The organism is Chitinolyticbacter meiyuanensis, from assembly GCF_008033135.1.
GTDB lineage: Bacteria > Pseudomonadota > Gammaproteobacteria > Burkholderiales > Chitinibacteraceae > Chitinolyticbacter > Chitinolyticbacter meiyuanensis.
This window is the reverse complement of the sequence record NZ_CP041335.1, coordinates 3,063,180-3,088,701: the sequence shown is the minus strand read 5'-3', so window position 1 is coordinate 3,088,701 and position 25,522 is coordinate 3,063,180. Positions and strand designations below refer to the sequence as shown.

Annotated in this window: 19 protein-coding genes and 1 tRNA gene; 9 read left to right on the top strand and 11 right to left on the bottom strand. The window is 63.7% G+C overall.

All coding sequences use genetic code 11. The features are described from left to right. Nucleotides 1-29 precede the first annotated feature (29 nt). The 3 genes from hemE to yegS all read left to right on the top strand — a co-directional run bounded on the left by hemE (nucleotide 30) and on the right by yegS (nucleotide 4,599). A complete protein-coding gene (gene hemE, locus FLM21_RS14605) occupies nucleotides 30-1,100 on the top strand; it encodes a uroporphyrinogen decarboxylase (RefSeq protein ID WP_148716272.1) in 1,071 nt (356 codons plus the stop codon). Nucleotides 1,101-1,470: 370 nt separating this feature from the next. Further along, nucleotides 1,471-3,639, top strand: coding sequence for a primosomal protein N' (locus FLM21_RS14600; protein WP_148716271.1), 2,169 nt, complete (start codon nucleotides 1,471-1,473; stop codon nucleotides 3,637-3,639). A 69-nt stretch (nucleotides 3,640-3,708) separates the two neighbouring features. Continuing rightward, a complete protein-coding gene (gene yegS, locus FLM21_RS14595) occupies nucleotides 3,709-4,599 on the top strand; it encodes a lipid kinase YegS (RefSeq protein WP_148716270.1) in 891 nt (296 codons plus the stop codon). A 52-nt stretch (nucleotides 4,600-4,651) separates the two neighbouring features. Here the strand turns inward: yegS and FLM21_RS14590 are convergent, their stop codons facing one another. Genes FLM21_RS14590 through gspL form a run of 4 tightly spaced genes read right to left on the bottom strand, consistent with a single transcriptional unit; the run spans nucleotide 4,652 to nucleotide 7,289 of the window. Next, nucleotides 4,652-4,990 (bottom strand): P-II family nitrogen regulator, encoded by a 339-nt coding sequence (locus tag FLM21_RS14590; protein WP_148716269.1) that lies wholly within the window; start codon nucleotides 4,988-4,990, stop codon nucleotides 4,652-4,654. 27 nt (nucleotides 4,991-5,017) lie between these two features. Beyond that, nucleotides 5,018-5,746: a type II secretion system protein N gene (locus tag FLM21_RS14585; RefSeq protein ID WP_148716268.1), complete on the bottom strand. Its 729-nt coding sequence runs from the start codon at nucleotides 5,744-5,746 to the stop codon at nucleotides 5,018-5,020. Continuing rightward, on the bottom strand, nucleotides 5,743-6,213 hold the full coding sequence (locus tag FLM21_RS14580) for a type II secretion system protein M (RefSeq protein ID WP_148716267.1): 471 nt from the start codon (nucleotides 6,211-6,213) through the stop codon (nucleotides 5,743-5,745). Before FLM21_RS14580 ends, FLM21_RS14585 begins: the two co-directional genes overlap by 4 nt. Continuing rightward, nucleotides 6,210-7,289: a type II secretion system protein GspL gene (gene gspL / locus FLM21_RS14575; protein WP_187359919.1), complete on the bottom strand. Its 1,080-nt coding sequence runs from the start codon at nucleotides 7,287-7,289 to the stop codon at nucleotides 6,210-6,212. Before gspL ends, FLM21_RS14580 begins: the two co-directional genes overlap by 4 nt. A 170-nt stretch (nucleotides 7,290-7,459) precedes the next feature. Here gspL and FLM21_RS14570 point away from each other — a divergent pair. Beyond that, nucleotides 7,460-7,544 (top strand) — tRNA-Leu (locus tag FLM21_RS14570). Nucleotides 7,545-7,645: 101 nt separating this feature from the next. Here the strand turns inward: FLM21_RS14570 and ppa are convergent. The 4 genes from ppa to FLM21_RS14550 form a co-directional block, all read right to left on the bottom strand. Continuing rightward, nucleotides 7,646-8,176 carry an inorganic diphosphatase gene (gene ppa / locus FLM21_RS14565; RefSeq protein ID WP_148716265.1) on the bottom strand — a complete coding sequence of 177 codons (531 nt, stop codon included), beginning with the start codon at nucleotides 8,174-8,176 and terminating at the stop codon, nucleotides 7,646-7,648. An 89-nt stretch (nucleotides 8,177-8,265) separates the two neighbouring features. After that, nucleotides 8,266-10,680, bottom strand: coding sequence for a heparinase II/III domain-containing protein (locus tag FLM21_RS14560; protein WP_148716264.1), 2,415 nt, complete (start codon nucleotides 10,678-10,680; stop codon nucleotides 8,266-8,268). A gap of 141 nt (nucleotides 10,681-10,821) precedes the next feature. Further along, nucleotides 10,822-13,266: a heparinase II/III domain-containing protein gene (locus tag FLM21_RS14555; RefSeq protein ID WP_187359918.1), complete on the bottom strand. Its 2,445-nt coding sequence runs from the start codon at nucleotides 13,264-13,266 to the stop codon at nucleotides 10,822-10,824. A gap of 213 nt (nucleotides 13,267-13,479) precedes the next feature. Further along, on the bottom strand, nucleotides 13,480-14,337 hold the full coding sequence (locus FLM21_RS14550) for a DMT family transporter (RefSeq protein ID WP_148716262.1): 858 nt from the start codon (nucleotides 14,335-14,337) through the stop codon (nucleotides 13,480-13,482). Between the two features lie 240 nt (nucleotides 14,338-14,577). Here FLM21_RS14550 and FLM21_RS14545 point away from each other — a divergent pair, with 240 nt between their 5' ends. From FLM21_RS14545 to FLM21_RS14535, 3 genes are all read left to right on the top strand, one after another. After that, nucleotides 14,578-17,253: a bifunctional acetate--CoA ligase family protein/GNAT family N-acetyltransferase gene (locus FLM21_RS14545; RefSeq protein ID WP_148716261.1), complete on the top strand. Its 2,676-nt coding sequence runs from the start codon at nucleotides 14,578-14,580 to the stop codon at nucleotides 17,251-17,253. Between the two features lie 206 nt (nucleotides 17,254-17,459). Beyond that, on the top strand, nucleotides 17,460-18,110 hold the full coding sequence (locus FLM21_RS14540; RefSeq protein ID WP_222846706.1) for a hypothetical protein: 651 nt from the start codon (nucleotides 17,460-17,462) through the stop codon (nucleotides 18,108-18,110). 8 nt (nucleotides 18,111-18,118) lie between these two features. Then, nucleotides 18,119-18,697 carry a hypothetical protein gene (locus FLM21_RS14535; RefSeq protein ID WP_148716260.1) on the top strand — a complete coding sequence of 193 codons (579 nt, stop codon included), beginning with the start codon at nucleotides 18,119-18,121 and terminating at the stop codon, nucleotides 18,695-18,697. A 369-nt stretch (nucleotides 18,698-19,066) separates the two neighbouring features. On the opposite strand, the gene FLM21_RS14530 is transcribed toward FLM21_RS14535, so the two are convergent. The 3 genes from FLM21_RS14530 to FLM21_RS14520 all read right to left on the bottom strand — a co-directional run bounded on the left by FLM21_RS14530 (nucleotide 19,067) and on the right by FLM21_RS14520 (nucleotide 23,120). Then, nucleotides 19,067-20,836: an alkaline phosphatase family protein gene (locus tag FLM21_RS14530; RefSeq protein ID WP_148716259.1), complete on the bottom strand. Its 1,770-nt coding sequence runs from the start codon at nucleotides 20,834-20,836 to the stop codon at nucleotides 19,067-19,069. A gap of 202 nt (nucleotides 20,837-21,038) precedes the next feature. Then, the gene (locus tag FLM21_RS14525) at nucleotides 21,039-22,850 is read right to left on the bottom strand and encodes a DUF6895 family protein (protein ID WP_148716258.1); all 1,812 of its coding nucleotides are present in this window, start codon (nucleotides 22,848-22,850) and stop codon (nucleotides 21,039-21,041) included. A gap of 63 nt (nucleotides 22,851-22,913) precedes the next feature. Next, on the bottom strand, nucleotides 22,914-23,120 hold the full coding sequence (locus FLM21_RS14520) for a hypothetical protein (RefSeq protein ID WP_148716257.1): 207 nt from the start codon (nucleotides 23,118-23,120) through the stop codon (nucleotides 22,914-22,916). Between the two features lie 476 nt (nucleotides 23,121-23,596). Between FLM21_RS14520 and FLM21_RS14515 the strand changes: the two genes are divergently transcribed. Both FLM21_RS14515 and FLM21_RS14510 read left to right on the top strand, forming a co-directional pair. Further along, nucleotides 23,597-24,271 (top strand): FadR/GntR family transcriptional regulator, encoded by a 675-nt coding sequence (locus tag FLM21_RS14515; protein ID WP_148716256.1) that lies wholly within the window; start codon nucleotides 23,597-23,599, stop codon nucleotides 24,269-24,271. Beyond that, nucleotides 24,268-25,509 (top strand): CynX/NimT family MFS transporter, encoded by a 1,242-nt coding sequence (locus FLM21_RS14510; RefSeq protein ID WP_148716255.1) that lies wholly within the window; start codon nucleotides 24,268-24,270, stop codon nucleotides 25,507-25,509. Before FLM21_RS14515 ends, FLM21_RS14510 begins: the two co-directional genes overlap by 4 nt. Nucleotides 25,510-25,522 lie beyond the last annotated feature (13 nt).

Here is a 25,522-nt window from a genome sequence, read left to right as displayed (position 1 = left end):
GCCGGCGAGCCCGGCGGCCCGGAACCATCATGACCGTACTGCAAAACGATAACTTCCTGCGCGCACTGCTGCGCGAGCCCACCGACTACACCCCCGTCTGGCTGATGCGCCAGGCCGGGCGCTACCTGCCGGAGTACTGCGCCACCCGCAAGCAGGCCGGCTCCTTTCTGCAGTTGTGCAAGAACACTGAGCTGGCCACCGAGGTGACGCTGCAGCCGCTGGAGCGCTTTCCGCTCGATGCGGCCATCCTGTTTTCCGACATCCTGACGGTGCCGGACGCGATGGGCCTGGGCCTCTATTTCGCCGAAGGCGAGGGCCCGAAGTTCGAGCTGCCGTTGCAGGACGAGGCCGCGATCCAGGCACTCGCCGTGCCGGACATGGCCGAGCTGCAATACGTGTTCGATGCGGTCAGCAGTATCCGCCGCGCGTTGAATGGCCGTGTGCCGCTGATCGGCTTTTCCGGTAGCCCGTTCACGCTGGCCTGCTACATGATCGAAGGCGGCAGCTCCAGCGATTTCCGCCGGGTGAAGAAGCTGATGTACGACCGGCCCGAACTGCTGCACCGGGTGCTGGAGGTCAACGCCATTGCTGTCACACAGTACCTGAACGCGCAGATCGCGGCGGGTGCCCAGGCGGTGCAGATCTTCGATACCTGGGGCGGCGCGCTGCCGTATGGCAAGTACCAGGCATTCTCGCTCGCCTATATGCGCCGCATCGTCGAAGGGCTCACCCGCGAGGCGGACGGGCGCCGCGTACCGGTGATCGTGTTCACTAAAGGCGGCGGGCTGTGGCTGGAAGACATCGCTGCCACCGGCTGCGACGCGGTGGGCCTGGATTGGACCGTCGACTTGGCGCAGGCGCGTGCGCGCATTGGTGATCGCGTCGCGTTGCAGGGCAATTTCGACCCCAATGCACTGTTTGCCAAGCCGGTGGCGATCGAGGCGGAAGTAGGCCGCCTGCTGGCAAGTTTTGGCCAGGGTAGCGGTCATGTGTTCAATTTGGGCCATGGCATCAACCAATTCACGCCACCCGAGCATGTGGCTGCCTTGGTGGCTGCCGTTCACGCGCGGTCGAAGCCTTACCACGCGGCAAGCGAGTAAAACGCCGAAAAACAAGTGCTTAGGCCTGAAAGTTAGTGTGAGGCTATCGCTGTCGCTTGTAAGTTATGCACAACATCGTGCAGCGGTTTGTGCCCTTGTCAAGCGCTGAGCGCAAAAATGCGAGGCGTTGAGGGTAAAAAAGTAAGTCATTGATTTTAAAATGATTTATTTGCTGGTTTAAAAAATAGGCAATCTAGCCTTCGCCTTGAAAATACTGGGTATCGGGCCACATATCGCCAGATTGCTCACAAACTTATCCACAAGAGTTGTGGGTAGTTGTTGATACGCTGATGTAGCTGCTGCCCATGCCTGTTTTCGCGCCGATTCACTTCTGTTTTTCCCATCAGTGGGTGCTTCACGGAGCCCCGCGATGCTGACTGAGCGTTATGTCAGCGTGGCGCTCGACGTGCCGTTGCCACAGTGCTTCGACTATCTGCTGCTGCAGGGCGAGGTGAACATCGGCGAACGGGTGGTCGTGCCATTCGGCAGGCAGACGCTCTCTGGCATCGTGCTCGCCGTGCATGGTGATCCGCCGCAGGTGGCCAAGTTGCGCGCGGTTGAAGCCGTTCCTCGCGACATGCCGGCACTGCCGGATGACGTGATTGCGCTGTGCCGCTTCTGCGCCGACTACTATGCCTACCCGATCGGCGCCGTGTTCGCGGCGGCGATTCCCGGCGCATTCCGCCAGGCCCAGCCTTGGCCGGGTTTCGAAGCGGCAATGGCCTACGTGGCGCCGGATACCGAAGCATTGCTGGCCGCGCTGTCGCCGCGCGCCCACAAGCAGCGCGCACTGGCGCTGCAGCTGGCACAACCGCAGGCTGTCGAGGCGATCCGTGCGGTGGCGGGGGATGCGATGCGCTGGGTGCGTGACTGGCTGGACCACGGCCTGGTTGTGCAGACGCGCCAGCCGGCGGTCGCGCCACAATGCACACCGACCGCGAGCCCCGCGCTGAATGACGAGCAGGCCTCCGCCGTCGCCGCGATCAACGCAGCACAAGGCTACAGCCCGATGCTGCTGTACGGCATCACCGGCAGCGGCAAGACCGAGGTCTACCTGCAGGCGATTGCCGCCATCCGTGCTGCCGGTCGCCAGGCACTGGTGCTGGTGCCCGAGATCAATCTCACGCCACAACTGGAAGCCCGGTTCCGTGCCCGCTTTCCCGACGAGCACATCGTCAGCCTGCACAGCGGTCTTGCCGACGGGGAGCGGGTGAAGGGTTGGCTGGCTGCGGGGGAGGGGCGTGCCGGCATCGTGCTTGGCACGCGGCTGGCGGTGTTCACGCCGATGCCGCGGTTGGGGCTGGTGGTGGTGGACGAAGAGCACGACCCGTCTTACCGCCAGGCGGAGGGCTTTCGCTATTCGGCGCGCGATGCGGCGGTCTATCGCGCGCGGCTGCGCGATGTGCCGATCCTGCTGGGCTCGGCCACGCCCAGCCTGGAAAGCTGGCGGAACGCGGAGGAGCGCCGCTATCGATTGTTGGCGCTACGCCAGCGCGCGGTGAACGGTGCCATGCCGCCTAAGATCGAGCTGGTGCCGATCCAGCGCGCTCGCATGGTCGATGGTTTCTCTGACTATGTGCTGGCAGCGATGCGTAACACGCTGGCTGTTCGCGGGCAGGTACTGGTGTTCATCAACCGGCGTGGCTATGCGCCGGTATTGTCGTGCCATGAATGCGGCTGGATATCGAGCTGCAAGCACTGCGCGGCGCGGCTGGTGCTGCATCTGGCCGAGCGGCGGCTGCGGTGCCACCATTGCGGCTACGACATCCGCGTGCCGCAGGCCTGTCCGGACTGCGGCAACCATGACCTCAAGCCGCTGGGGCATGGCACCCAGCGAGTCGAGGCGGCGTTGGGTGAGTTGTTTCCCGATGCCAACGTGCTGCGTATCGACCGTGACAGCACCCGTCGCAAGGGAGCACTCGGCGAGATGCTGCGCCAGGTGCATGCGGGCGAGGCCGATATTCTGGTCGGTACGCAAATGATGGCCAAGGGCCACGATTTCCCTGGCCTGCAGCTGGTGGTGGTGCTCAATGCCGACACAGGGCTTTTCAGCGTCGATTTCCGCGCCGAAGAGCGGCTGTTTGCCCAGCTGTTGCAGGTGGCGGGCCGGGCAGGGCGAGCCGGTACGCCTGGTCGCGTGCTGATCCAGAGCATGTATGCCGAGCACCCGTTCTACCACGCTCTCGTCGCCGGTGATTACGCCGCGTTTGCCGATGCCCAGCTGGCCGAGCGCCGCTCACTCGCCTTGCCGCCCTATGCCGCCTGGGCCGTGCTGCGCGCCGAGGCCAAACAGCTGGCGGGCGCGCTCGATTTCCTGCGCGAGGCGGCCGGCCTGCTGTCGGACTACCCGGTGCACGTCGCTACGCCGGTACCCGCTGCGATGGCACGCAAGGCCGGCTGGGAGCGCGCGCACGCGGTGATTAGCGCCGATGCCCGCCCGCCGCTGCAGGCCGCGCTGCGCCTGCTCGCCACCCACTACGCCGAAGCCGCGCCGCGCGGCGTGCGCTGGGCGCTGGATGTCGATCCGCAGGAGTTCTGAGTATTTCTGCCGCCAGCGCGGCCTATGGCCCATGCTAGGCTGATTGTCCGTTTCTGCCTCTGGATTGTGATGCCTGATACCGTGTTCCTTATCCTTAACGGCAAGGCGGCAGACAACGCCGAGCTGCGCGCCGCCATTGAGTCCGCACGCCAGCATGGCGCCGATTTGGCTGTGCGCGTGACTTGGGAAGCCGGTGACGCCGCGCGCTACGTGGCCGAGGCTGCGGCCGCCGGCGCCAGCACGGTGATCGCGGGCGGTGGCGATGGCACTGTCAACGAGCTCACCACCGCCTTGCTTGCGCTTCCCATTGAACAGCGGCCAGCGCTGGGCATCGTACCCATGGGCACCGCCAACGATTTTGCTCGCGGCTGCGGCATTCCGCTCGACATCCCCGCTGCGCTTGATCTTGCACTGACCACGCAGCCAAGTGCGATCGATGCGGTGCGCGTCAACGACCGCGCCTTTCTCAATATGGCGACCGGCGGCTTTGGCACGCAATTGACGGTGGAAACCCCCGAAGAGCAAAAGGCGGTGCTCGGCGGGCTTGCCTACCTGCTCACCGGGCTGCGCCGCTTTGGCACCATCCAGCCGGACCATGGCCGCATTACCGGCCCTGACTTTGCCTGGGAAGGGCAGTTTCTGGTGTTGGCCATTGGCAATGGATGCCAGGCCGGTGGCGGACATCGCTTGTGCCCGGAGGCCCGGCTGAACAACGGCCTGCTGGATCTGCGCATCCTTGCTGGCGATGAGCTGCTGCCGGCGTTGCTGTCACGCCTGATCGACGGTGAGGATGCCGAGAGTGTTGTCCAGGCGCGCCTGCCCTGGCTCATGCTGGAAACGCCCAACGAAATCCATCTGAACCTCGACGGCGAGCCGCTGGCAGGAACGCGCTTCCGCGTGGAGGTCGAGACTGGCGCGATCAAGTGCCATTTGCCGGTCGATTGCCCCTTGCTCGATTGAGCAACGAAAAACCCGGCGCTAGGCCGGGTTTTTCACGACGGAGCGGGATGCCTCAGATCGCTTCCTCGTTGGTCTCGCCGGTACGGATACGCACCACGTGCTCGACCGGGGTGACGAAGATCTTGCCGTCGCCGATCTTGCCGGTGTGTGCAGCTTTGACGATGGCTTCGATCACTGCGTCGACCTTGTCGTCGCTGATCACCACTTCCACCTTGGTCTTGGGCAGGAAGTCGACCACGTATTCCGCGCCGCGGTAGAGCTCGGTATGGCCTTTCTGGCGGCCGAAGCCCTTGACGTCACAGACGGTAAGGCCGGAAATGCCGAGGTCGGACAAGGCCTCGCGGACTTCGTCCAGCTTGAAGGGCTTGATGATGGCTTCGATTTTTTTCATTGCTGGGTCCTCGGGTAAGACATTTCGTTATTGGCCACCCAGGCGCATGGTGCGCGAGGGACCACTACCACCGATCAGGTTCATCAGCGGCGCAAATTGCGCTGCCTGGGCTTCGGCCGGGGTAAAGGTGAGGGCGCCTTGCGGCCCTTTCTGTGGATCGATCTGGCCACTACCGCTGATGGCCAGCGCGCCGCCGATGGGTGTGATCTGCCAAGTCGGCGTTTGCCCCTGTTTGCCGAGGGCGACGCGATAGTCGCCAAACGGATTGACCTGCGGGGTGACCAGCGAGTGGGCGCGTAGGAATTGCAGCTGCACGCCAGTCCAATCCTGCAACGTTAGCCGTGGTGCGTCGATCTGTAGGTCGCCACCGAGCTGTACCGACGCCAGTCGCTTGTCGAGCGTGAACAGTGGCGCGGCGGGTAGACGCAGCGCCACCTGTTCGGCTTGCAGTCCGCCGAAGCCGACTGCAATACGCGCCCGGCCCTGCTGGTCGCGGTCTCGTGTAGTGACTTGCCAGGCGAGCTGACCACGCAGCAGTGCCGATGGCAGCCAGGACCAGCGCACGTCCGACAGCAGCTGCATGCCGTTCACACCGACCTGGCCTACACGGCCGTGCCAGACAGAGCCATCGACCAGCCCCAGCTGCCAGGGCTTGGGCACGAAGCCGCTGAACAGCGCGACCGGCAAGCGCACGATGGCGAATACCATCACCAGGCCAACAATCAGCCAGCGCAGCTTGGACATGCGCCACTTCATCGCTGCAGCTCCAGCGTCGCAGTGACGATGCCGGCTCCACCGGCTGCCTTGACCTCCAGCTTGGCGATGCGCCCCGTGCCTTGCAAACCGTCCAGCAATGCGAGCAATTGCGCAAACGGTGCGCTGGGGATCACCACCTGCAGTGTTTCCGCAGAGAGTGGCCGTAATTCTGCGGTGATGCCGGATTGGGTGATGGCATCCTGCACGCTGCCGCGCAGATCGCCGCTACTGCTGCGTGTGTTGCCCGCCGCCTTCAGTTGGGTGATCTGGCGCTGCATCTGGGCCAGTTGGGCTTCCAGCTGTGGCACTTGCCGACCCAGTCGGTCACGGCCGCTGCTGGCCGGTGCCCACAGTACCGCGTAATAGAGCGCGATCAGCAGCACCACACCGCAGACGGCGAGGAACAGGCGTTCGCGCGGGTTGCGCTCGCGCCAGAAGGACACGAGTTTCAGTTGCAGGGCATTCATGGCTGGGCTTGCACACGCAGTAGAGGGCCGCTGGAACCTTGGGCCAGTTGGGCGGGTATGCCGGCGGCGTCGAGTTGCGATTTCACTGCGGTGGCATCGCCCTTGATCGCCAGCTCCAGTTGACCATCCGTATAGCGCAATGCGTCCAGCTGCAATGCGCCGCCCGTTTGATCGAGGCGCCGCAGCAAGCCGGCAAGGCGATCACCGCCGGCATTGCCGCCTTCGTTCACGCCTGCTTCGCGTAGCCGGCTCTGCAGCTGCAGCACCGGATCGACCACAGGTACGCCCGGCAGTGCGGCGGCAAAGGTCTGGCGCATCTCGCGTTTGAGTGCTTCTGCCCGGCGCGACAGCTGCCACCAGTCGGCAATGTTGAGCACGGTGAGCAGGATCAGCAAGGCGCCGGCCAGCACCGCAGGGCGGCGCCATGCCTTCCAGTCGAATTGCCAAGCTGGCCGGGGAGCGAACTCGGCCTGCAGCAGGTTGTGCTCCGGCAGCAGCACAGCGGCGAGCGCCTCGATTGCCAATGTGGCGACCGGCGTCTGGCCCACCAGCGTTGCGACCAGATCCGGAGGGGGGCACACAGCTTCGCCGCCCGGGTCCAGCAACAGCACGTTGCCATCGGGCAGGGTGAGCTGTTGCCACGTTCCAGGCGTCGTTTCGATCAGATCGGAGAGTGCGTAGGCGCCATCGACCACATGCCCATGCGTGCGCAACAGTTCGATCCAGCCAGCCAGCCAGGCCCGTTCGACTACCTGCACCCGCCATTGGCCATCGCCCAGCGGATGCAGGCCGAACCATTGCGATGCTGCCGGGGCCAGCAACCGGTCTTCCAGCGCCAGCGGCAGCAGCGCACGCAAGCGGGCCGGCGGCTGCTTGGGCAGCGCCACCACATGCTGGCTCAGGCGCGTGGGGGGGATCAGTAGGGCGAGATGGGCGGCGGACGGCAAGTCCGCCACGGTGCCGCGACCGCTGTCGAGCGCGCCACCTGCCGGCGTGAGCCAGGTCAGTGTGGTCGCTTCGGCGACTGGGCCATCGAGAACGAGACGCAGCAGAGGGGACGACGGGGCTGTGCTCACGAGGATCAAGGCAGGCTTGAAAGGAGGTTGGAGTATCGCATAAAGCTTGCGGTCAGGGCGGCAGAAGCTGCGCCGTGCAGCTGGATTGCCCGGTGCGCTGGTGGGTTTGGCGCGCAGCCGGCTTTCCCCTATAATCGCTCTCCTTTGCGACGCCAGCATGGCAGCGCAGTGCGAGCGTGGCGGAATTGGTAGACGCACTGGATTTAGGTTCCAGCGCCGCAAGGCGTGAGAGTTCGAGTCTCTCCGCTCGCACCACACTTCATCGGTTTTGCAGTCGAGCCCGCCCTGAGGTCGGATTGGCTGAACCAACAAAAAACCCGCGACCAGTCGCGGGTTTTTTGTTGGGCGCTTGGCGATCAGGCGTTCTTGGCGCGCTCGAAGCTTGCCATGATCTCTGCTTCCGCAGCGGCCTTGTCGGCCCAGCCGGTCACCTTTACCCACTTGCCCTTTTCCAGGTCCTTGTAGTGCTCGAAGTAATGCTTGATCTGGGCCAGCAGCAGCTCCGGCAGGTCTTCCAGCTTCTGGATGTGCTTGTACATCGGGCAGATCTTCTCGACCGGCACGGCGATGACCTTGGCATCCAGGCCCGACTCGTCTTCCATACCCAGCACGCCGATGGCACGGCAGCGGATCACCATGCCGGGAGCGAGCGGGAACGGGGTGTGCACCAGCACGTCGGTTGGATCACCATCGAGCGACAGCGTGTGCGGCACGAAGCCGTAGTTCATCGGATAGGACATCGAGGTGCCAACGAAGCGGTCGACGACGATGGCGCCGGCTTCCTTGTCGAATTCGTACTTGATCGGCGGGGCATTGGCCGGGATTTCGATGATGACGTTGAAGTCTTCCGGCAGGTTCTTGCCGGCGGGGATCTTGCTGATATCCATCTGTTCCTCGAGGGGTGCGTTGGCAACGGCGGCAAGTATATCGGCGAACCGAAGCGCCACAAACCCTGTGGCGCTTCGAGTCAGCTTCCTTACTGCGCCGTGTAGGACGGGAGCGTGTTGGGTGCGAAACGGAACGAGCGGCCGTCCACGGTGACAGTGATATAGACGCCGTCGTGTACTGCGGTCGGAATGCGCGTGAGCTGGCAGCCGACGTCGATCAGCATCAGGCTCTGGTGCTGCTGCCGTGCCGTGTTGGCACGCCAAGTGCCATGGAATTGCGGTTTGAAGTTCGATTTGACGGGGTTGACCGGAAACTGGTCGGTCACACTCAATGCGTCGAACCGGTTGCCGCCGATCTGCCGCATACACAAGGTGGCGGTCTCGTTGACGAGCTTCACGCTGCCGAGCGCACCGCCAGTGATCAGTGGTGCATTGAGCGAGTGGAAATTCCACTCCCAGCGGATCGGGCGTTTGGCCAGCAGATCGTCGTGTACCAGGATGAGGCCAGGCTTGATATAGACGAGGCTGCGAACTGCGCGGGTGACTGTATCGGCATCGTAGGCCGCCGACGCATCGCCAGTGACCATGACAAAATCGCCGCCATCCTGATACCCGGTGATCCGACCCGTGGCCGAATAATCGGTCGGCAGTTTCTCGATGGCCGTGCGTTGGCCGGTGCCGCCATCGTAGGTGATGGCGTTATGCGCTTTGGTCTGCCGATACCAAGCCTTGCCATGCGGCGACAGGTAGTAGTCGTAGTAGCCACTGTCGATCAGCAAGGCCTTGCCCTGACTGCCGACGATGAAATGGTTCTGATCAGCGTGGCTATGGTTCACCGAGCCGAAGGCGCTGGACTTGAAGTGGATGGTGGTGCGATCCGGATCAGTCAAGCTGCTGTGCATCGAAACTTGGCCGGTACTCGGGAAATACGCCGCTGAGGTCGAGCGCCCGGGTGAGGCCGTCTTGGGTGGTGAAACTGGCGGTGAGAGCAGGGTGCGTGACAGCGGGTCGTGCTTGCCATTGACCGGCAGGACGGTGGCCATCCAGTTGGTGGCGGGGCCGGGCATCCGAGTAGCCAACCAGTAAGCGTAATAGTTGACCTGGTAGCCCTCGATCACCGCGCCGTCGCCAAATGGCGCGTGCAATTTGCCGTAGGGAATGGAGTAAAGCCGGTAGATGGCATAGTTGCGCATCTGCTGCAGCCGATATGGATTGGCGCCGGTTACTGCATGCAGGGCGTCGAGGTACGGGAAATTCTCGTCCATGAACCATTCGGCGTAACCGCCACCGTTGCCGTGAGCGCCGTCGGCGGCGCCCCACGGGTGAATGAAAGTGTAGGCAAATGGCACCAGCCGGGCGAACTGGCTCTGGTTGAACTGGGTGACATCGTTGCCGCCATCCCCTGCCATCACTGCCGTTGTGGCGGCCAGCGCCACCAGCGACGCGGTGGCGTGCGAATCCAGCGGCATGCGCTCCAGCGCGCGGAATGGGCCAATCACTCTATCCTGGGCCTGCTTGGCGCGGACTGCGATTGCACGAAGCAACGCATCGCGCTCGCTACTGGATAGCGCGCTATAGAGGTGGTCGTAACCCAGCGTGAGCGTCCACAGCAGATTGCGTACGGGGATATCGGTGTTGCTGTCCCGCCCATCGAGCTTCACGGTATCCCAGCGCATCAGCTGCAAGAGCCGGGACTTGGCATCGGCGAGGGCATCGTTCGCGAGCTGACGCTCGGTGCTTACCCCGGAGCTGCGCCACATGCGCCAGACCAGAATGGCATCTTCCATCCGGGTTTCTTCGACTTCGGTCACCGTTTTGAGGGCGCTGTCTGCGGGCTGGCTGCTGGGGCTGTTGAGTTCCACCTGCTGCCGCACCCGGCCGACCAGCGCATCCCAAGCCGCACGGCGTTCACCCAGGATGTAGGGCCGCAGCTGGTCCAGATACGCCTCCGTCACGATACGAGGATGCGGCGTTGCTACGACCGCCTTGAACCAGGCCGCATCGGTTTTTGCGTCGACAAGTTTGCCCGGATCGAATACATCCTGTGCCTTGCTGGCAATGGCGAAGCTACGCCAGGTGCCGTAGTCGTGGGTACCGTTCTCGCCCATGAAGCCGCCGGTGACGCGCCAGCGATAGCTGCCTGCCGGGTAATGCTCCCGGGCCAGGTACCAGTTGGTGTTGAGGTAATGCGTGCGCACGCTGCCATCCGGAAAGCGGATCTGCAGCTTGTAGTTGATGGCCTGCGTGGCAGTGCGCAGCTTGTGCAGCGGCCAGGAGAACGCCGGCGGGTTCTGGGTGACGCTTTGCCCCGGTGCAGGCCGGATCGGCATGACAGCAACGCCATCCGCGCGTTGCTGTTCAGTGAGGGTATCCAGCCAATCGCGGGAAACCGGCTCAGCGATTGCCTTGATGGGGGTGAAGGCCGCTTCGGCTGCCGTGGGAAGCCAGCAGGCGGCGGTCAGCAGGGGTAGCAGGCTGGCACGACGAAGAGAAGACAAAAGCATGGCAATTCCTGTTGTGAAGCCGGTGTACAGCGGTAATACGATTGATCAGCTGCGTACGTTCGCAGCGCGGCATGACAATTCCGGGGCGCTGGGCGAGCGGGAGGACGGGCGGTGGCAGCGATCCGGTATTCGGTAATGCACTCAGTTCGTTGAATAGGCCGGCAGCAGGCCGGGACGGAACAGGAACTGGCGGCCCTGCAGTTCGAGCAACAAGCCCGCGCTGGTCTGGGCTACTGTCGGTGTGGTCGTACCCTTGCAACCGACATCGATCAACACCAGGCTTTGCAGCGCGTTCCTGGCACTGCTGGTCTGCCAAGTGCCATGGAATTGCGGTGCGAAACTCGCCAAGGCGGGATCGACGGGGAATTGGTCAATGACGGTCAGGCGATCAAAGCGCTCTACACCGATCTGCTGCATGCACAGCGAGGCGTCACCGTTGGTGATTTTCACCGTGCTGCTCGCTCCACCGGCGGTATTGGGGGCATAGAGCGAGTGGAAATTCCACTCCCAGCGCACTGCCCGGCTGGCGGCAAGATCATCGTGTACCAGCAGCAGGTCTGGCTTGAGGTAGAGCACGGTGCGTCGAGCGCGTGTGATGACAGCCGGATCATAGGCAGGTGTCGCATCACCGGTCGCAATCGTGAAATTGCCGCCGTCGTGATACCCGACGATCTGGCCCATCGCAGAAATATCGGTGGACTGGCCGTTGGCTTCGGTTCGTTGCCCGGTTCCGCCGTCATAGGTCACTGCGTTGTGTGCCTTGGTCTGTCGATACCAGGCCTTGGCATGCGGTGACAGGTAGGAGTCGTAGTAGCCACTGTCGATAAGCAGGGCCTTGCCCTTGCTGCCGATGACCAAGTGATTCTGATCCGCATGGCTGTGATTGCTTGAGCCAAAAGGGCTGGACTTGAAATGAATCGTGGTGCGCGCGGTATCGGTCAGACTGCTGTGCATCGAGACCTGGCCCGTACTGGCGAATAGCATGCTGCTGCTGTTCATGCCGGGATCCGCCGCCGTGGCCGGGTCGATCGCTGGAGACATCAACGTACGCGTCAGCCCACCGAAATTGGCGCGAATCGGTTGCTGGGCAGCCATCCAGGCCGTGGCCTGGCCAGGAATGCGGGTGGCCAGCCAGTAGGCGTAATAGGGCACCTGGAAGCCCTCGATGACTGCGCCGTCACCGAACGGTGCATGTAGGCGGCCATACGGAATCGCATACAGCCGGTATTTCGCATAGTTCTGCATCTGCTGCAGTCGATACGGATTTGCTCCGGTGACCGCGTGCAGCGCATCGAGATAGCCGAAGCTGTTGTCCATCAGCCATTCGCCATACCCCCCGCCATTGCCGTAGCCGCCGTCTGCGCCGCCCCACGGATGGCCGAATGCATAGGCCAGCGGCACCAGCCGTGCGAACTGCGCCTGGCTGAACTGCGTGTTGCCACCCACGGAATCGCCGGCCATGACCGCGGTCGCGCCGGCCAGCGTGATCAGGGAGGCTGCCGAATGGGCTTCGAACGGCATGCGTTCGCGCGCGCGGAATGCGCCGATTGCGCGACTCTGGACCTGGCCGGCCCGGGTCGCGATCGCTTGTACCACCGTGTCGCGTTCGCCGCTACTCAAGTTGGTGGAGAGATGGTCGTAGCCGAGCGTCAGCGCCCACAGCACATGACGGACCGCAACGTCGGTCGCGCTGTCCTGTCCGGTGAAGGTGTTGTTGTCCCAGTTGGCCAGGTTCAGCAGCCGTGCCTTGGCATCGGCCAGCGCGACGGCAGCGGCCGATTGTTCGGTGGCGTTGGCCGAACTGCGCCAGACACGCCAGACCAGGGCAGCTTCTTCGATGCGTCGCTGCTCCGTTTCGCTCACCGATGTCAGTTGTGCGGTCGCGGGCAACGCGGGGGGGGCCTGTGCTGGATCGACCGCCTGCGTCGCCACGCGGGCAGCGATCGCATCCCAGACTGTTTTGCGTTGGTTGAACAGGAATGGCCGCAATGTGTCCAGGCGGGCATCGGTCAGCACACGCGGGTGCGGAGTGGCTGCGATGGCTGCAAACCAGCTGGCATCGGAAGCTGCGGTGACCAGCGCCCCAGGGTCGAACAGTGCCTGGGCGTCGGCGCTGATGCTGAACTGGCGCCATGCACCGATAGCATCTGCGCCGCCAGCCTCAAGGCCGCGCCCGATTACCCGCCAGGTGTAGCTACCTGCACCGAACTGCTCACGCGGCAGGAACCAGTTGGTCGCAACGGGATAGCGTCTTACGTTGCCATCGGGAAACCGGACTTCCAGATCGTAGTCGTAGACTTGGTTGGGTGCTTTGGGAGGGTGCAGTGGCCAGCTGAATACCGGTGGGTTCTGTGTGACCACCTGACCTTCCACCGGCAACGTCTGCACCGTGCCCCAGCCACGACCGCGTTCGCTCTCGATCAAGGCGGTTTGCCAGTCGTTGACCACCGCAGGCCGGGGGTCGTCGATCTGCTTGAACGACGCTGCCAGTGGTGGCGGAGTCGGGGTAGGGCCGGAAGGCGTTGGGGCGGGCGAGCCGCCCAGGCCATCGCTGCCGCCACCGCCACCGCATCCGGCCAGCAACACGGCGGCGCAGAGTGAAACGAGGGGAGGAAGCGTGGGGCGCAATGACATCGGGGAAAGCCTCGGGCGCGTGGGGTCGGACGCCAGAGTAGAAACCGTCATTGCCCCCGACTGCGAGCAGGAACCGCTAGCCGCAGCCTGACACCGACAAACGGCATTCCATTGTCGTGCTTGCGCAAAATATGACTATGTATTTTCTTGTTTGTAAGAAAAACATCATCTTTGTATGCGGGGCCTTCGCTCGCTCCACCACACTGCCATTCCGATCACTGCCCCGCCCAAGGCCAAACGGCCCAGATTTTCGTCCTGACCCCAGATCAATACGTGCAGCAGGATGCCTACCGGAATGTGCATATTGTTCATCGCGCCGAGGGTGCCGGCATCGACCAGGCTGGCGCCCTTGTTCCACCAGAAAAAGCCCAGTGCCGAGGCGATGAGGCCCATGTAGAGCAGCACGCCCCATTGCGTGGCGGTGCTCGGCAACTTGGCCGGATTGCCGAAGATCAGGAACGAGGGCAGGGCCACCAGCAGCGCGCCGACGAAGAACCAGCCGAAGCTGTCGCGCGCCGGTCGAGGGTTGGGGTAGCGCAGCAGCAGCCACTTGTAGCCGATCTGGCCCAGCGCAAAGGCGAGGTTGGCGGCCTGCAGCATCAGGAAGCCGGTGAGGAAATGGCTGCTGATGCCGTCGAAACGGATGATGGCCGAGCCGGCAATGGCGATCAGTGCCGCCTGCGCTGCGCGTGGCGAGAAACGTCGGGCAAATGCGTCATCCAGCAAGGTGATGTAGATGGGCGTGAAGATGGTGAACAGCAAGACTTCCGGCACCGAGAGAAACGCGAAGGAACGATAGAGCAGCAGGTAGGTCAGGCCAAACTGCAGCGCGCCGCACACCATGGTGCCGACGCTGCGCTGCGATGGCATGCCCGCAGGGCGCAGCAACGGCCAGAATACGGCGCCGGCGATCAGCACTCGCGCCAGTACGGCGAAGTCGCTGTCGACCTGGCCGGCAAGGAATTCGCCGATCAGGTTGAAGGAGAGAGCCCAGACGACAGTGATCAAGGCGAGATAGGGCATGGTGAAAGCCGCAATGCAGGGGAGGAGGGGAAGCCGGCGATGATAGAGGCGGGTGCCTGGCACGTCACGTGCTTCAATCGCCTTTGCCTGCCACTGTGCCGAACCATCTCGCTGCCGGAATGCGGGTGCGTGCGGCCTTGATCGGCGGCAACACTGCCGCAGCGCTGCACCAACATGACACACCCAGCCGCTACAATCGATGCACATCCTCTGTGATCTCCCGCCACGCCGAGCCTGACCATGAAGCAGCACTACCTCACACCGCTGTTCGATCCCAAATCGGTCGCCGTGATCGGTGCTTCCGAGACCGAGGGCGCAGTCGGCAAGACCGTGTTCGCCAACCTGATCGAGGGCGGTTACGCCGGCAAGCTCCATCCGGTGAACCTGCGCCACCCCACGGTGATGGGCGTGAAGGCGGTCAAGCATGTGCGGCAGGTGAAGCCCGCGCCCGAGCTTGCCATCATCACCACGCCGACGCGCACGCTGAAGACCCTGGTTGAGGAATGCGGCAAGCATGGCGTGGCGGCGGTGGCCATCATGTCGTGCGACTTCGTCGGCACCGACGAGAAATCGCGCGTGCTGCTCGACCAGTTGCGCGCCTGTGCGCGCCAGTACGGGCTGCGCATCTTCGGCCCCACCGTGTTCGGCCTGGCCCGGCCGATCGCGCGCATGATCGGCGCGCACTACCAGGGCAAGATCAAGGGCGGCAACCTCGCGCTGGTGTCGCAATCGTCGGCCGTGGCCTCGGCCATCCTCGATTGGGCTGAATCGCACGATGTCGGCTTTTCCAGCGTGGTGTCGCTCGGCACCGAGGCGGATGTTGATGTCGGCGAAACGCTCGATTACCTGGTCTCCGATCCCAAAACCCGCTCCATCCTGCTCTACCTCGAGGATGTGGCCGATGCACGGATGTTGATGTCCGCGCTGCGTGCGGCCTCGCGCACCAAGCCGGTGATGGTGCTCAAGGTGGGGCGTTACGACGACAAGGTGGCGCTGGGGCGCACGCATAGCGAGCGCTTGATCGGCCGGGATGACGTGTTCGAGGCGGCACTGCGCCGTGCTGGCGTGCTGCGTATCCGCTCGATCAACCAGCTGTTCATTGCCGCGCGGGTGGTCAACGGCAACTACCGCACCAAGGGGCGCCGGCTTGCCATCCTCACCAACGGCATGGGCGCGGGCATGATGGCAGTCGATCGCGCACATGATCTGCACATCCAATTGCCGACGTTGGCGCCGGAAACGCAGGCGCGGCTGCAGGCGCTGTTGCCGCCACAGGCGGTGACGGTGAACCCGGTCGACATCCTGGGCGATGCTTCGGCCGAGCGCTTCCGCCTCGCCACCCAGGCGGTGCTGGACGATCCTCAGGTCGATGGCGTGGTGGTGGTGTTCACGCCGCAGGTCGGTACCGACCACATGGCCACGGCCGAGGCGATGATCGCGCTGCGGGCCAGCACCGATAAACCCATCCTGCTGGCCTGGATCGGCGGGCGCAAGGTGGAGGGCAGCCGCAAGCTGCTCGCCAAGTCCAGCACCGCTTGCTTCAACGCCCCCGAGCACGGCGTCGAGGTGTTCTACTCGCTCGCCTCCTGGCAGTACAACCAGCAACTGCTGCTGCAGACCGCCGCGCCGCTCGGCGAATGGGAGAGCCCCGATCTCGATACCGCGCGCACCATCATCGATACGGTACTGGCGCAGGGCCGCAGCGCACTCGACGAGATCGAATCCAAGGCCGTGTTGCGGGCCTTCCATATCCCGGTCACGCCGACGCTGCGCGCCGCCAGCGCCGACGAGGCGGTGACCGTGGCAATGGGCCTGGGCCTGCCGGTGGTGTTGAAACTCGACGTCGAGGGCATCACCCACAAGACCGACATCGACGGCGTGGTGCTCAATATCCAGAGCCTGGTTGCTGTCGCTGCCGAGGCCAATCGCATGCTCACCCGTGCCCGCGAGCGCTTTGGCGATGCGGTCCGCGGCCTCACCGTTCAGCCCATGCACCAGCGCCGCTTCGGTCGCGAACTGATGCTGGGCGTGGCGCGCGACAAGGCCTTTGGCCCGGTCATTACCTTCGGCGCCGGTGGTATCGCGGTCGAGGTATTCAATGACGTGGCGGTGACGCTGCCGCCGCTCAATGAATACCTCGCGCAGAACCTGATGCGCCGCACCAAGGTGAAGAAGATGCTGGAGGCGTTCCGCAACCAGCCGGCGGTGAACCTGGAGGCCGTGGAGAACGTGCTGTTGCGGCTGTCCGAACTGGTGTGCGAGCTGCCGCAGGTGCTGCAGCTCGACATGAACCCGCTGGTGGCCGATGAAAGCGGCGTGATCGCGGTCGACGCACGCCTGGTCGTCGCGCCGGTGGAAGAGAAGGCTCGCCGCTACCAGCACATGGCCATCCATCCCTATCCATCGCAGCTGGTACAGCTCACCCAGCTGAAGAATGGCGTGCCGCTCACCATCCGCCCGGTGCGGCCGGAAGACGCCGAGATGATGGCGGCCTTCGTTGCCGAGCTGTCGGACGAGACGCGCTACAACCGCTACATGAACACGCTGAAAACGCTGCCGCAATCGATGCTGGCCCGCTTCACCCAGATGGACTACGCCCGCGAAGTGGCGCTGGTCGGTACGCTCGGTGAAGGCGAGGACGAGCGCATCCTCGGTGTGGCGCGTTTCACCGTGAACCCGGACTACGACAGTTGCGAATTCGCCATCGTCATCGCCGACAGCATGCAGGGCAAAGGCCTGGGGGGCCGGCTGATGGAAGCGTTGTTCGCCGCTGCCCGCGATATGAGCCTCGATCTGGTCGAAGGCGAGGTGCTGACCAGCAACAAGACTATGCTCAACTTCATGAAGCGCCTCGGCTTCGAAATCCATCCCCATCCCGAGGATGATGGGCTGAAGTGGGTGGTGAAGCGGTTGTGAGCCCAGAGTCGCGAACGTAATCCGCTTGTTGGCAGTGCATCGCGGAACGGCCAATTTACCGGCATTGGCACGTGGCTCAGATTGCTGAGCAGGCCTTTTCCGTAAGTTTGCGATTTTGATCAAATGCCCCTTGAGTAGAAAGGACATATTAGCTGTTTGGTATTAGAATCCTGCTCGCTGTTCAGGACAGCTGATACGACAACTAAATGATCTACTCGAAGAAATCCAAAGGGGGGCCAATGAGTAAAAATCAATCGCTTCAAAATCAGATGCTTAAGCGGGTGTTAATGGTCGGTGCGCTCGCCGCGACAATGCTGATGAGTGGTTGTGCAAGCATGTATGTTGATACCGCTACGCGCGATATTCAGCCGGGCGATATCAAGCCAGTTGCTCAACCACAGCCGGTTCAACTGAAGTTCGAGTTTCAGACCAAGGGTGCGCCGAATGCCACAGCGACGGCCTATCTCAAGGATCAGGTCGCCGAACAAGTCAAGAAGAGCGGGCTTTTTTCCAGCATTGATGGCCCGGCTGGTGGGGCACTGCTGAATATTGTGTTGAACAACATCCCGCTAACCGATAACCCGGAAGGGAAAGGATTCGTCACCGGGTTGACATTCGGTCTGGCAGGCAGCGTCGTCACGGATGGCTATGTCTGTAAATTGACCTATCTGCCTGCGGGAGATGCTCAGCCGGTGAATAAGGAAGTGCGGCATGCCATTCACGCTACGATTGGCAATGCTAATCCGCCTGAAAACGCCATTCCTTCGAAAGATGGCGATGAGGCGGTTCGTACCATGACGCGCCAGATCGTGGACAACGCCCTGAAAGACCTTTCTCACGATCCGAACTTCAAGTGAAACTGAATATGATCATCAAACGCACACTGGCGCTGCTTCTGGCGGTAAGTTCCCTGTTGCTCACGACCGGCTGCGCCCAGCTCGTCATGGGGCCGCCGCAGTCCAGCCTCGACAATACGATGCGGCTTCGTGCCGCAAAGGTCAGCCCGGCCAATGTAGGTGAATTCAAGCCTGCCGAAGGCCTTCCGGCTGGCAAGGACCAGTCCTTTTCACTGCGTGGGGCCAACAGCCTGAAGGCGCCTACAGATGGCTCCTTTACGCAATATCTTCGTGCCTCACTGATCGAAGAACTGAAGGCGGCTAACTCCTTCGATCCGGCTTCGCAGGCAACGATTACCGGCACCTTGTTGGATACGGATCTTGATCCTGCCATAGGCACCGGCTCCGCCATGCTTTCTGCGCGGGTGATCGTGACCAAGGATGGAGAGCAGCGCTTTGCCAAGGACTTTACTGCGCAAAGCTCCTGGGATTCCTCCTTTATAGGTGCCGTGGCTATTCCGCTGGCAGCGAACAACTATGAAGGCCTGTTCCGCAAGTTCATCGGTCTGCTGCTTGAGGATGAGGCTTTCCTTGCGGCATTGAGATAAGCGGGTAGATCTCCTCTGTTTGACATGCCAGAAGAAAAACCGGTGAGGTGGTATTCGCCGGTTTTTCTTTTTCAGACGTCATACGCAATTGACAGATCGATAATGCGATCCAGCCGCTGGGCCGACTGCAGCGTTTGTTTTAATCATTGCAGGTTGGCGGGCCCAATTCCTGTCAGCAGGCCATACCAGTGGGCGGCTTAGTCTTTCCTTTTTGCGTGGGATCAGTGATCAGTAGCTGCACATTAATGCTGGGGTGTAGGCGTGGGGGCGACTTCCGAGGGTGGAATGGCAACGCCAGCTCGCGGCGCTGGCAGAAATGAAATCAGGGCCGCAGTGCAGCCCCGATTCACTTCAACTTCACGACACGGCTTACTGCGGCAGCAGTCCCGGCCAGTTGCTGGCGGTGATTGCCTGCGGGTAGCCCGCGTCGGCACGATCGCTGGTGATGCTGTAGCGGATGTAGCGGCCGTCCTTGAGGAAGAAGTAGGCGCGGGTGTCGTCCCACTTCAAGGTGGCGGCTATTTGCGTCGCGTAGGCACCGAGACCCGGCCAGCTGCTGTCGTTCACCGGCTTGGGATAGCCGGTGTCGACCTTGTCGGCGGTGAGGTCGTAGCGCAGGTAGCGGCCATCCTTGAGGAAGATCTGCACCTTGCTGCCGGTCCAGCGCAGCGTGGCGGCGATCTGGGTGGCGTAGGTGCCAAGGCCGGGCCAGCTGCTGTTATCGATCGCCTTGGGGTAGCCGGCGTCGACCTTGTCGGCGCTCTTGTTGTAGCGCAGGTAGCGGCCGTCGCTGAGGAAGAAGTAGGCGGTGGATGCATCCTTGCTGAAGCCGCCCACCAGCAGGTCCTTGTAAGCGGCCAGGCCGGGCCAGGTGCTGTCGGTGACTGGCTGCGGATAGCCACTGTCCGCGCGATCCAGCGTCTGGTTGTAGCGCACGTAGCTGCCGTCCTTGAGGAAGAAGTAGCTGCGCGTGGCATCCCAGTCCAGCGTGGTGCGGACGGCGGCGCTGCCCAGGCGCAGGCTGATCGGCGTGCCGTTCAACGTCAGCGTGTAGTCGCGCGAACCTTCCGGGGCGGCGCTGTCCAGGTAGCCTTGCTGCATCGCCGGCACGCTGGCGATCACGCTGCCGTTGCGGGCGATGTCGACCATGCCCGATTGCAGGCTGTACCAGCTGAAGGTCTGGCTGGTGCTGGTGGCGGGCATCAGCTTGCGCACGGGCTCGGCGCCGAGCAGCGGCGCGCCGTCCAGCAGCCACTCCATCTTGGGTTCGATGCCCAGGTGACGCAGCACGGTCGGGGCGATCCAGGTCTGTGGCGCGTAGCCATACAGGCCGCCGAAGTCCTGGTTGGGTACGCTGCTGACGAACTGGGTGAACTCGGCATTCATCGCCTTGTTGCTGGCGATGAAGATGGTCTTCTCGCTGGTGGTCTGGCTGCCGTGGTTGTAGCCCAATGGTGCTTCGCGGCCGTGATCCGTGGTGACAAGCACCAGCCAGTCGTCGCCGGTCTGCGCCTGGCGTTGCTGCACGGTATCGAGCAGGCGGCCCAGGCGCGCGTCGGTGTTCCGCAGCGCATCGTTGTAGGCGGTGCCAAAGCCGCTGTCGTGGCCGGCGTGATCGGGATCGTCGAAGTGCAGGAAGATGAAGTCGGCCGGCGTGGTCTTGAGCAGCTCGACCACTTTGTCGGCCACGGCTGCATCGGTCCAGCCGGAGGCGTTGAAGTTGTTGCCGGCCACATCGTTGGTGAAGAACTGCTGGTTGATCGCCGCCCAGTCGGTCACGCTGGCGATGTAGGCATTGGGCCGGGCATCGCGGATGCGCTTGAACAGGCTGGGATACTGGGGATTGGCGAGACCCGAGCTGTTGCTGGTGACCTGGTGCTTGTTCATCCACACGCCGGTGAGGATGGTGGACCAACCCGGGCCGCTGACGGTGGGCTGGGCGCTGCTGGTGCCGTTCACGCCGCCGGTGTAGGCGCGAGTAACGTTGAGCCGTGCCAGGTTGGGCAGCTGCAATGCCTGCATCTTTTCGTATTGCGCGCCGTCCATGCCCACCAGCAATACCTTGGGGGCAGCGTGCACCCAGGTGGCCAGCGTACACAGCAGCGCGAGGCATAAGCCCCGTAACCATCGACTTGCCATGATTTCCTCCAGAGGTTTAGATGACCCGCAACTGCGGGCGGAGGAAAATTACGCCAGCCATTTGTCATGCTGATTGCGACTTTGAGACGTATAGATGACAAGGCGGCAAGGCGAGCGCCAAGCGCATGCAGCAGCGCTGTGGCTTGATTACGGCGCGCCGGACATCGTGTGATCGCCTGAAGCGCCCACCCCGTTGAACTGCTCAGGCGGATGCGGCAAAGCGCCGGCTGACGCTCTGCTCGGCGTGCTCGACATCGCACAGCGCCCAGAGCACTGCCAGCGTCCAGTTCAGGCGCAAGGGCAGCAAGGTGGCTTCGTCGGCGTTGCTGGCAAAGTAACCGAAGGCGCCGACGGCGTTCTGCTGGCTCAGCAGGTAGGCGATGGCGTCGCGCACCACCCGGTCGTCGCGCTGGCCCAGTAGCGCCAGCGTTCGGATCAGCAGCGCGGCATCGACCAGCCGGTAATCCTTGCAACTGGTGATGAGTTCGGTGGTCAGTGCAGCGATGTCTCCAGCGCCCTCCAGCCTTGCCGGGTCGCCACCGCTGAGTGCCAATAGTCGCGTGGCGTAGCTGAGCACTGGTTCGTCGCCTGTCCTGGCTGTAGCGATGCGAGGCGGTATGGCCGACGGGGGATCGATCCAGCCCAAACGTTGCAGGAAGGCGCAGGCCGGCCAGGCTTGCGGAAATTGCACCAGATCCACGCTGCCGATCTGGCCGGAGAGGTGTGACAACAGCGCATTCAGCGCTGCGCATTCGATGGCGTGGCTGCGCAGCGCCCAGGCCAGCAGCAGGCTGGTATCCGCACCGATCTCGTCCCACAGCGACTGGGGTTCGGCTGCATCGTCGATGCGTTGCGCCAGCCGCCGCAATGCGGGCGCGATCAGGTGATCGGCCGGGCGGTGATCGGCTGGCAGCGCGATACCGAGCGCGAGCCCAGCCCCGGCGCGGGCAGCCAGCTTCAGCTCGTCATCATCGACATGGGTACAAAGGAAGGTGAGGGCATCACGATACGGCGTGACCGGGCAGGCCGGTTGCGGCTGGGTAGTGCCGGGCTGTGGCAGCGGATAGTCGCCGCGGCCAGCACGCAGCCACATCGCCGCCGCAAGGGCGACCACGATATTGGTGTGATAGGCCGTCTTCCATTGCCGGTACGGCGCACCATGCTCTGCTTCACAGCGTGCTTCGTCGATGATGCCGGCGGGGCCGGCGATGCGGCCGTCGGCTTCCTGCTGCGCGGCGAGGTAGTGCCAGCCTGCGGCCAGCTCATCCGACCGGGCGCTGCCGAGGCACAGCGTGGACGCGATCAGCTCGGCGACGAGATCGGCATTGCCGCTCTGGCGGTAGTGGCGCAGCAGTGCCTCGACCAGTGTGGCGGCGTCGGGCTGGGCGAAGTCATCACCCCAATCTGCGCGGCGCAGGCCGAAATCGGTCATGTAGAACAGCGTGTGGGTGATGGCGTAGGCATCGCTGTCGCTGAGCTCGACCACATTGGGGCGGCCTGCCAGCAGCGTGTGGCGGAAGGTGGCCGCGGCGCCGGGGCGGTCGTGCGCCAGTTCGGACAAGGCGAGGAAATGCAGCAGGTCGAGCTGGCGGTAGGGAATACGTTCGGCCAGCAACGCGTGCCGGGTGGCGAGGCTTTGTGCCAGCACATGCCGGTACTCGGCGTGTTCGCGGTTGCACAGGTGCAGCGCGGCGTAGGTTAGGCCATAGAGCAGCAAGGCGCCGTGATCGCGCGCGGCCAGCTCGTAGTAGGCCGGCTGTGCGGCGATGGCGGCGACGTGGTCGAGCATTGCCTCGCGTTCGCTGGAGAGCCGTGCCGGATCGAGCCGATGCATGTAGGCGGCGAGCAGCGCCAGCTCCAGCAAGGCCTTGTGCGCAAAGGGCCCCTCGTCGGCTGGCGCTGTCAACGGCGAAAAGCAGTCGAGGTTGCGGCACAGCCAAGCCACGCTGCGGTCGTGAAGCTGGGCCACCAGCGCGCGCAGTGCAACCGGATCAGGATCGGAAGAGGGAGGCATGGGAAGGCTCTCGTGGCGGTTGAAGGGCGATGCCGGGTTGGATTCCGGCATCGCCGTTGCACGTCATTCGCGGATCACTTCCTGCTCGATGTCCTTGGCGACCACGAGCACGTAGCGTTCCCAGGCGAGCACGTAGCCGGCCACCTGTTCGAGCTTGCTGACAGCACCGACCACGCGTTCGACCGGCATGGAGAGATCGATCAGCTTGCTCTCCTGCAAAAACTGCATGGCCTTGCGCGCATCAAAATCCGGATCTGGTCTGGTAGCCATACCGCTTACCTCACTTTCGTTCTCTCGCCGGTGGTCAGCCGTACCCTTCCAGGGCGCCGACCGGCTGCGCCGTCCCGGACATCGCTTGCGGGATGGTTTCTTTTTACTTTCTTGTTTTGAAACAAAAAGCTAGGCGTGTCGTGATCTTGCTGCAAGCGGGTTTATCCGTGTTACGACGGGCGGCATGTCGATGGCATCAGCCTGAGAAGCGTGGTGCTGGCGCCCCTCAATTCTTTGCCTGTTTTGCTGTCGGGCAGCGCGTTTGAGAGCTGGCGGACAGGGTCGTCGATCAGGCGATTTACCTTGCGCATTCAACAGAGTTGGATGACACGAGGGTGTTGCTATTGCGAAATGCTGACGGCAATTGAAAACAACACAACAGCACCTCCTGACAGGCGGCCACGCTTGCGCATCGGTGCTCGCCTGCAAGGAGAGATCCTGTTAAATTCATCCAATCATTGGATGAATTAATTGCGATGCCCATCTACAAACCTTCTCTCGTCGAGCTGACCGCCGATGCACTGCGCGAGCGGATCATTGTCGGAACCTGGCCACTGGGCAGCCGTATCCCCATCGAGCCTGAACTCGCCGCGCTGCTGGGCGTGAGCCGCAACACGGTGCGTGAGGCGGTGCGGGTGCTGGCGTTCTGCGGGGTACTGTCGGTGCGCCAGGGCGACGGTACCTATGTGGCAAGCCGGCTCGATCCGGCGCAGGCCTTGCGCGCGCTGGCCCAGGCGTGCCTTGTCGAGCAACTGGAAACCCGCGCCATGCTGGAGGTGGAGTCGGCCCGGCTGGCTGCCTTGCGGCGCAACGATGCCGATCTGGCTGCCCTGCGTGCAGCGTTGGCGGCCCGCGGCGAACGGGCAACGGATGAACCGCTCGATGGCTTTATCACGCGCGACATGGCGTTCCACCGCGCGGTGACGGCGGCGGCACACAATGCACCGCTGGCGGCGCTTTACGATTTCTGCGCCGAATCGATCCGTCAGGCACTGCGCGTGACGCTCGACGACACCAGCCTGCCCGAACCAGACCACGCGGCGCACGCCGCCATCGTCGACGCCATCGCCGCGGGGGACGCCGAGCTGGCGGCGCAGGCCGCTAGGGCGGTGATCGGACCGACGCTGGCACGGCTGGAGGCTGAACGATGACGCAAACCTCGGGTATGCTGATCGATGCCGAAGTCGACGATGCCGGTGTGAAGCCACCACGCCGCTTCAATCCGCTCTGGCTGCTGGTCGGCATGTTCATGGTCGGGCTCAACCTCAGGCCCGCGCTGTCCAGCGTGGCGCCGGTGCTCGGTAGTGTGCGCGAAGGATTGAGCCTGTCCTCGGCGGCGGCTGGCGTGCTGACCACGCTGCCCGTGCTGTGCCTGGGGCTGTTCGCGCCGCTGGCCCCCAGGCTGGCGCGGCGCTGGGGTGCAGAGCGGGTGATCCTTGGTGCCTTGCTCGTGTTGGCGGCGGCGCTGCTGTTGCGTGCCTCGGGTCAGTACGCGGCGCTCTATGTCGGCACCGTGCTGGCGGGCGCGGTGATCGGTATTGCCGGCGTGTTGCTGCCCGGTATCGTCAAGCGCGATTTCCCGCAGCAGGCGGGCACCATGACCGGGCTCTATACGATGGCGCTGTGTCTGGGCGCGGCGGTGGCCGCCGGGGTGACCGAGCCGCTACGACTCGCCAGCGGTCACTGGCAGGCGGCGCTGGCGTTCTGGGCGCTGCCAGCCTTGATTGCCGTGCTGTTCTGGGCACCGCAACTGCGCCGCGCCGACCGGGGCGGCCACCGCCAGGTGTTCCGTGTCAGCAGCCTGTGGCGCGATCGGCTGGCCTGGCAGGTGACCGGCTACATGGGCCTGCAGTCGTCGCTGGCCTACGCGGTGTTCGGCTGGTTGCCCACGCTGTTGATCGATCGTGGCCTGACGCCGCTCCAGGCGGGCTGGATGATGTCGTTGTCGGTGCTGGTGCAGCTTGTCACCGCGCTGGCCGGGCCATGGCTGGCCACCCGCGGGCGCGACCAGCGTGCGGCCATTGCCTGGATGCTGGTGCTGACGCTGGCCGGCCTGCTCGGCTGCCTGTATGCGCCGCTATCGCAGCTATGGCTGTGGGCCGTGGTGCTGGGTCTGGGGCAGGGAGGAACGTTCAGCGTGGCGCTGACATTGCTGGTGCTGCGCTCGCGCGATCCGCACGTGGCGGCACAACTCTCCGGCATGGCGCAGGGTGTCGGCTATGCGCTGGCTTCGCTCGGGCCACTGCTGGTCGGCGTGCTGCACGACGTGGCGCGCCATCCGGCCACGCTGGGCGTGTTCTTCACACTGGTGGTGCTGGCGGCACTGGCCTGCGGCCGGGCAGCCGGGCGCGAGGGGCATGTCGCTGCGCGCACTGAACCACTCGATTAGGCGCGCTTGACCC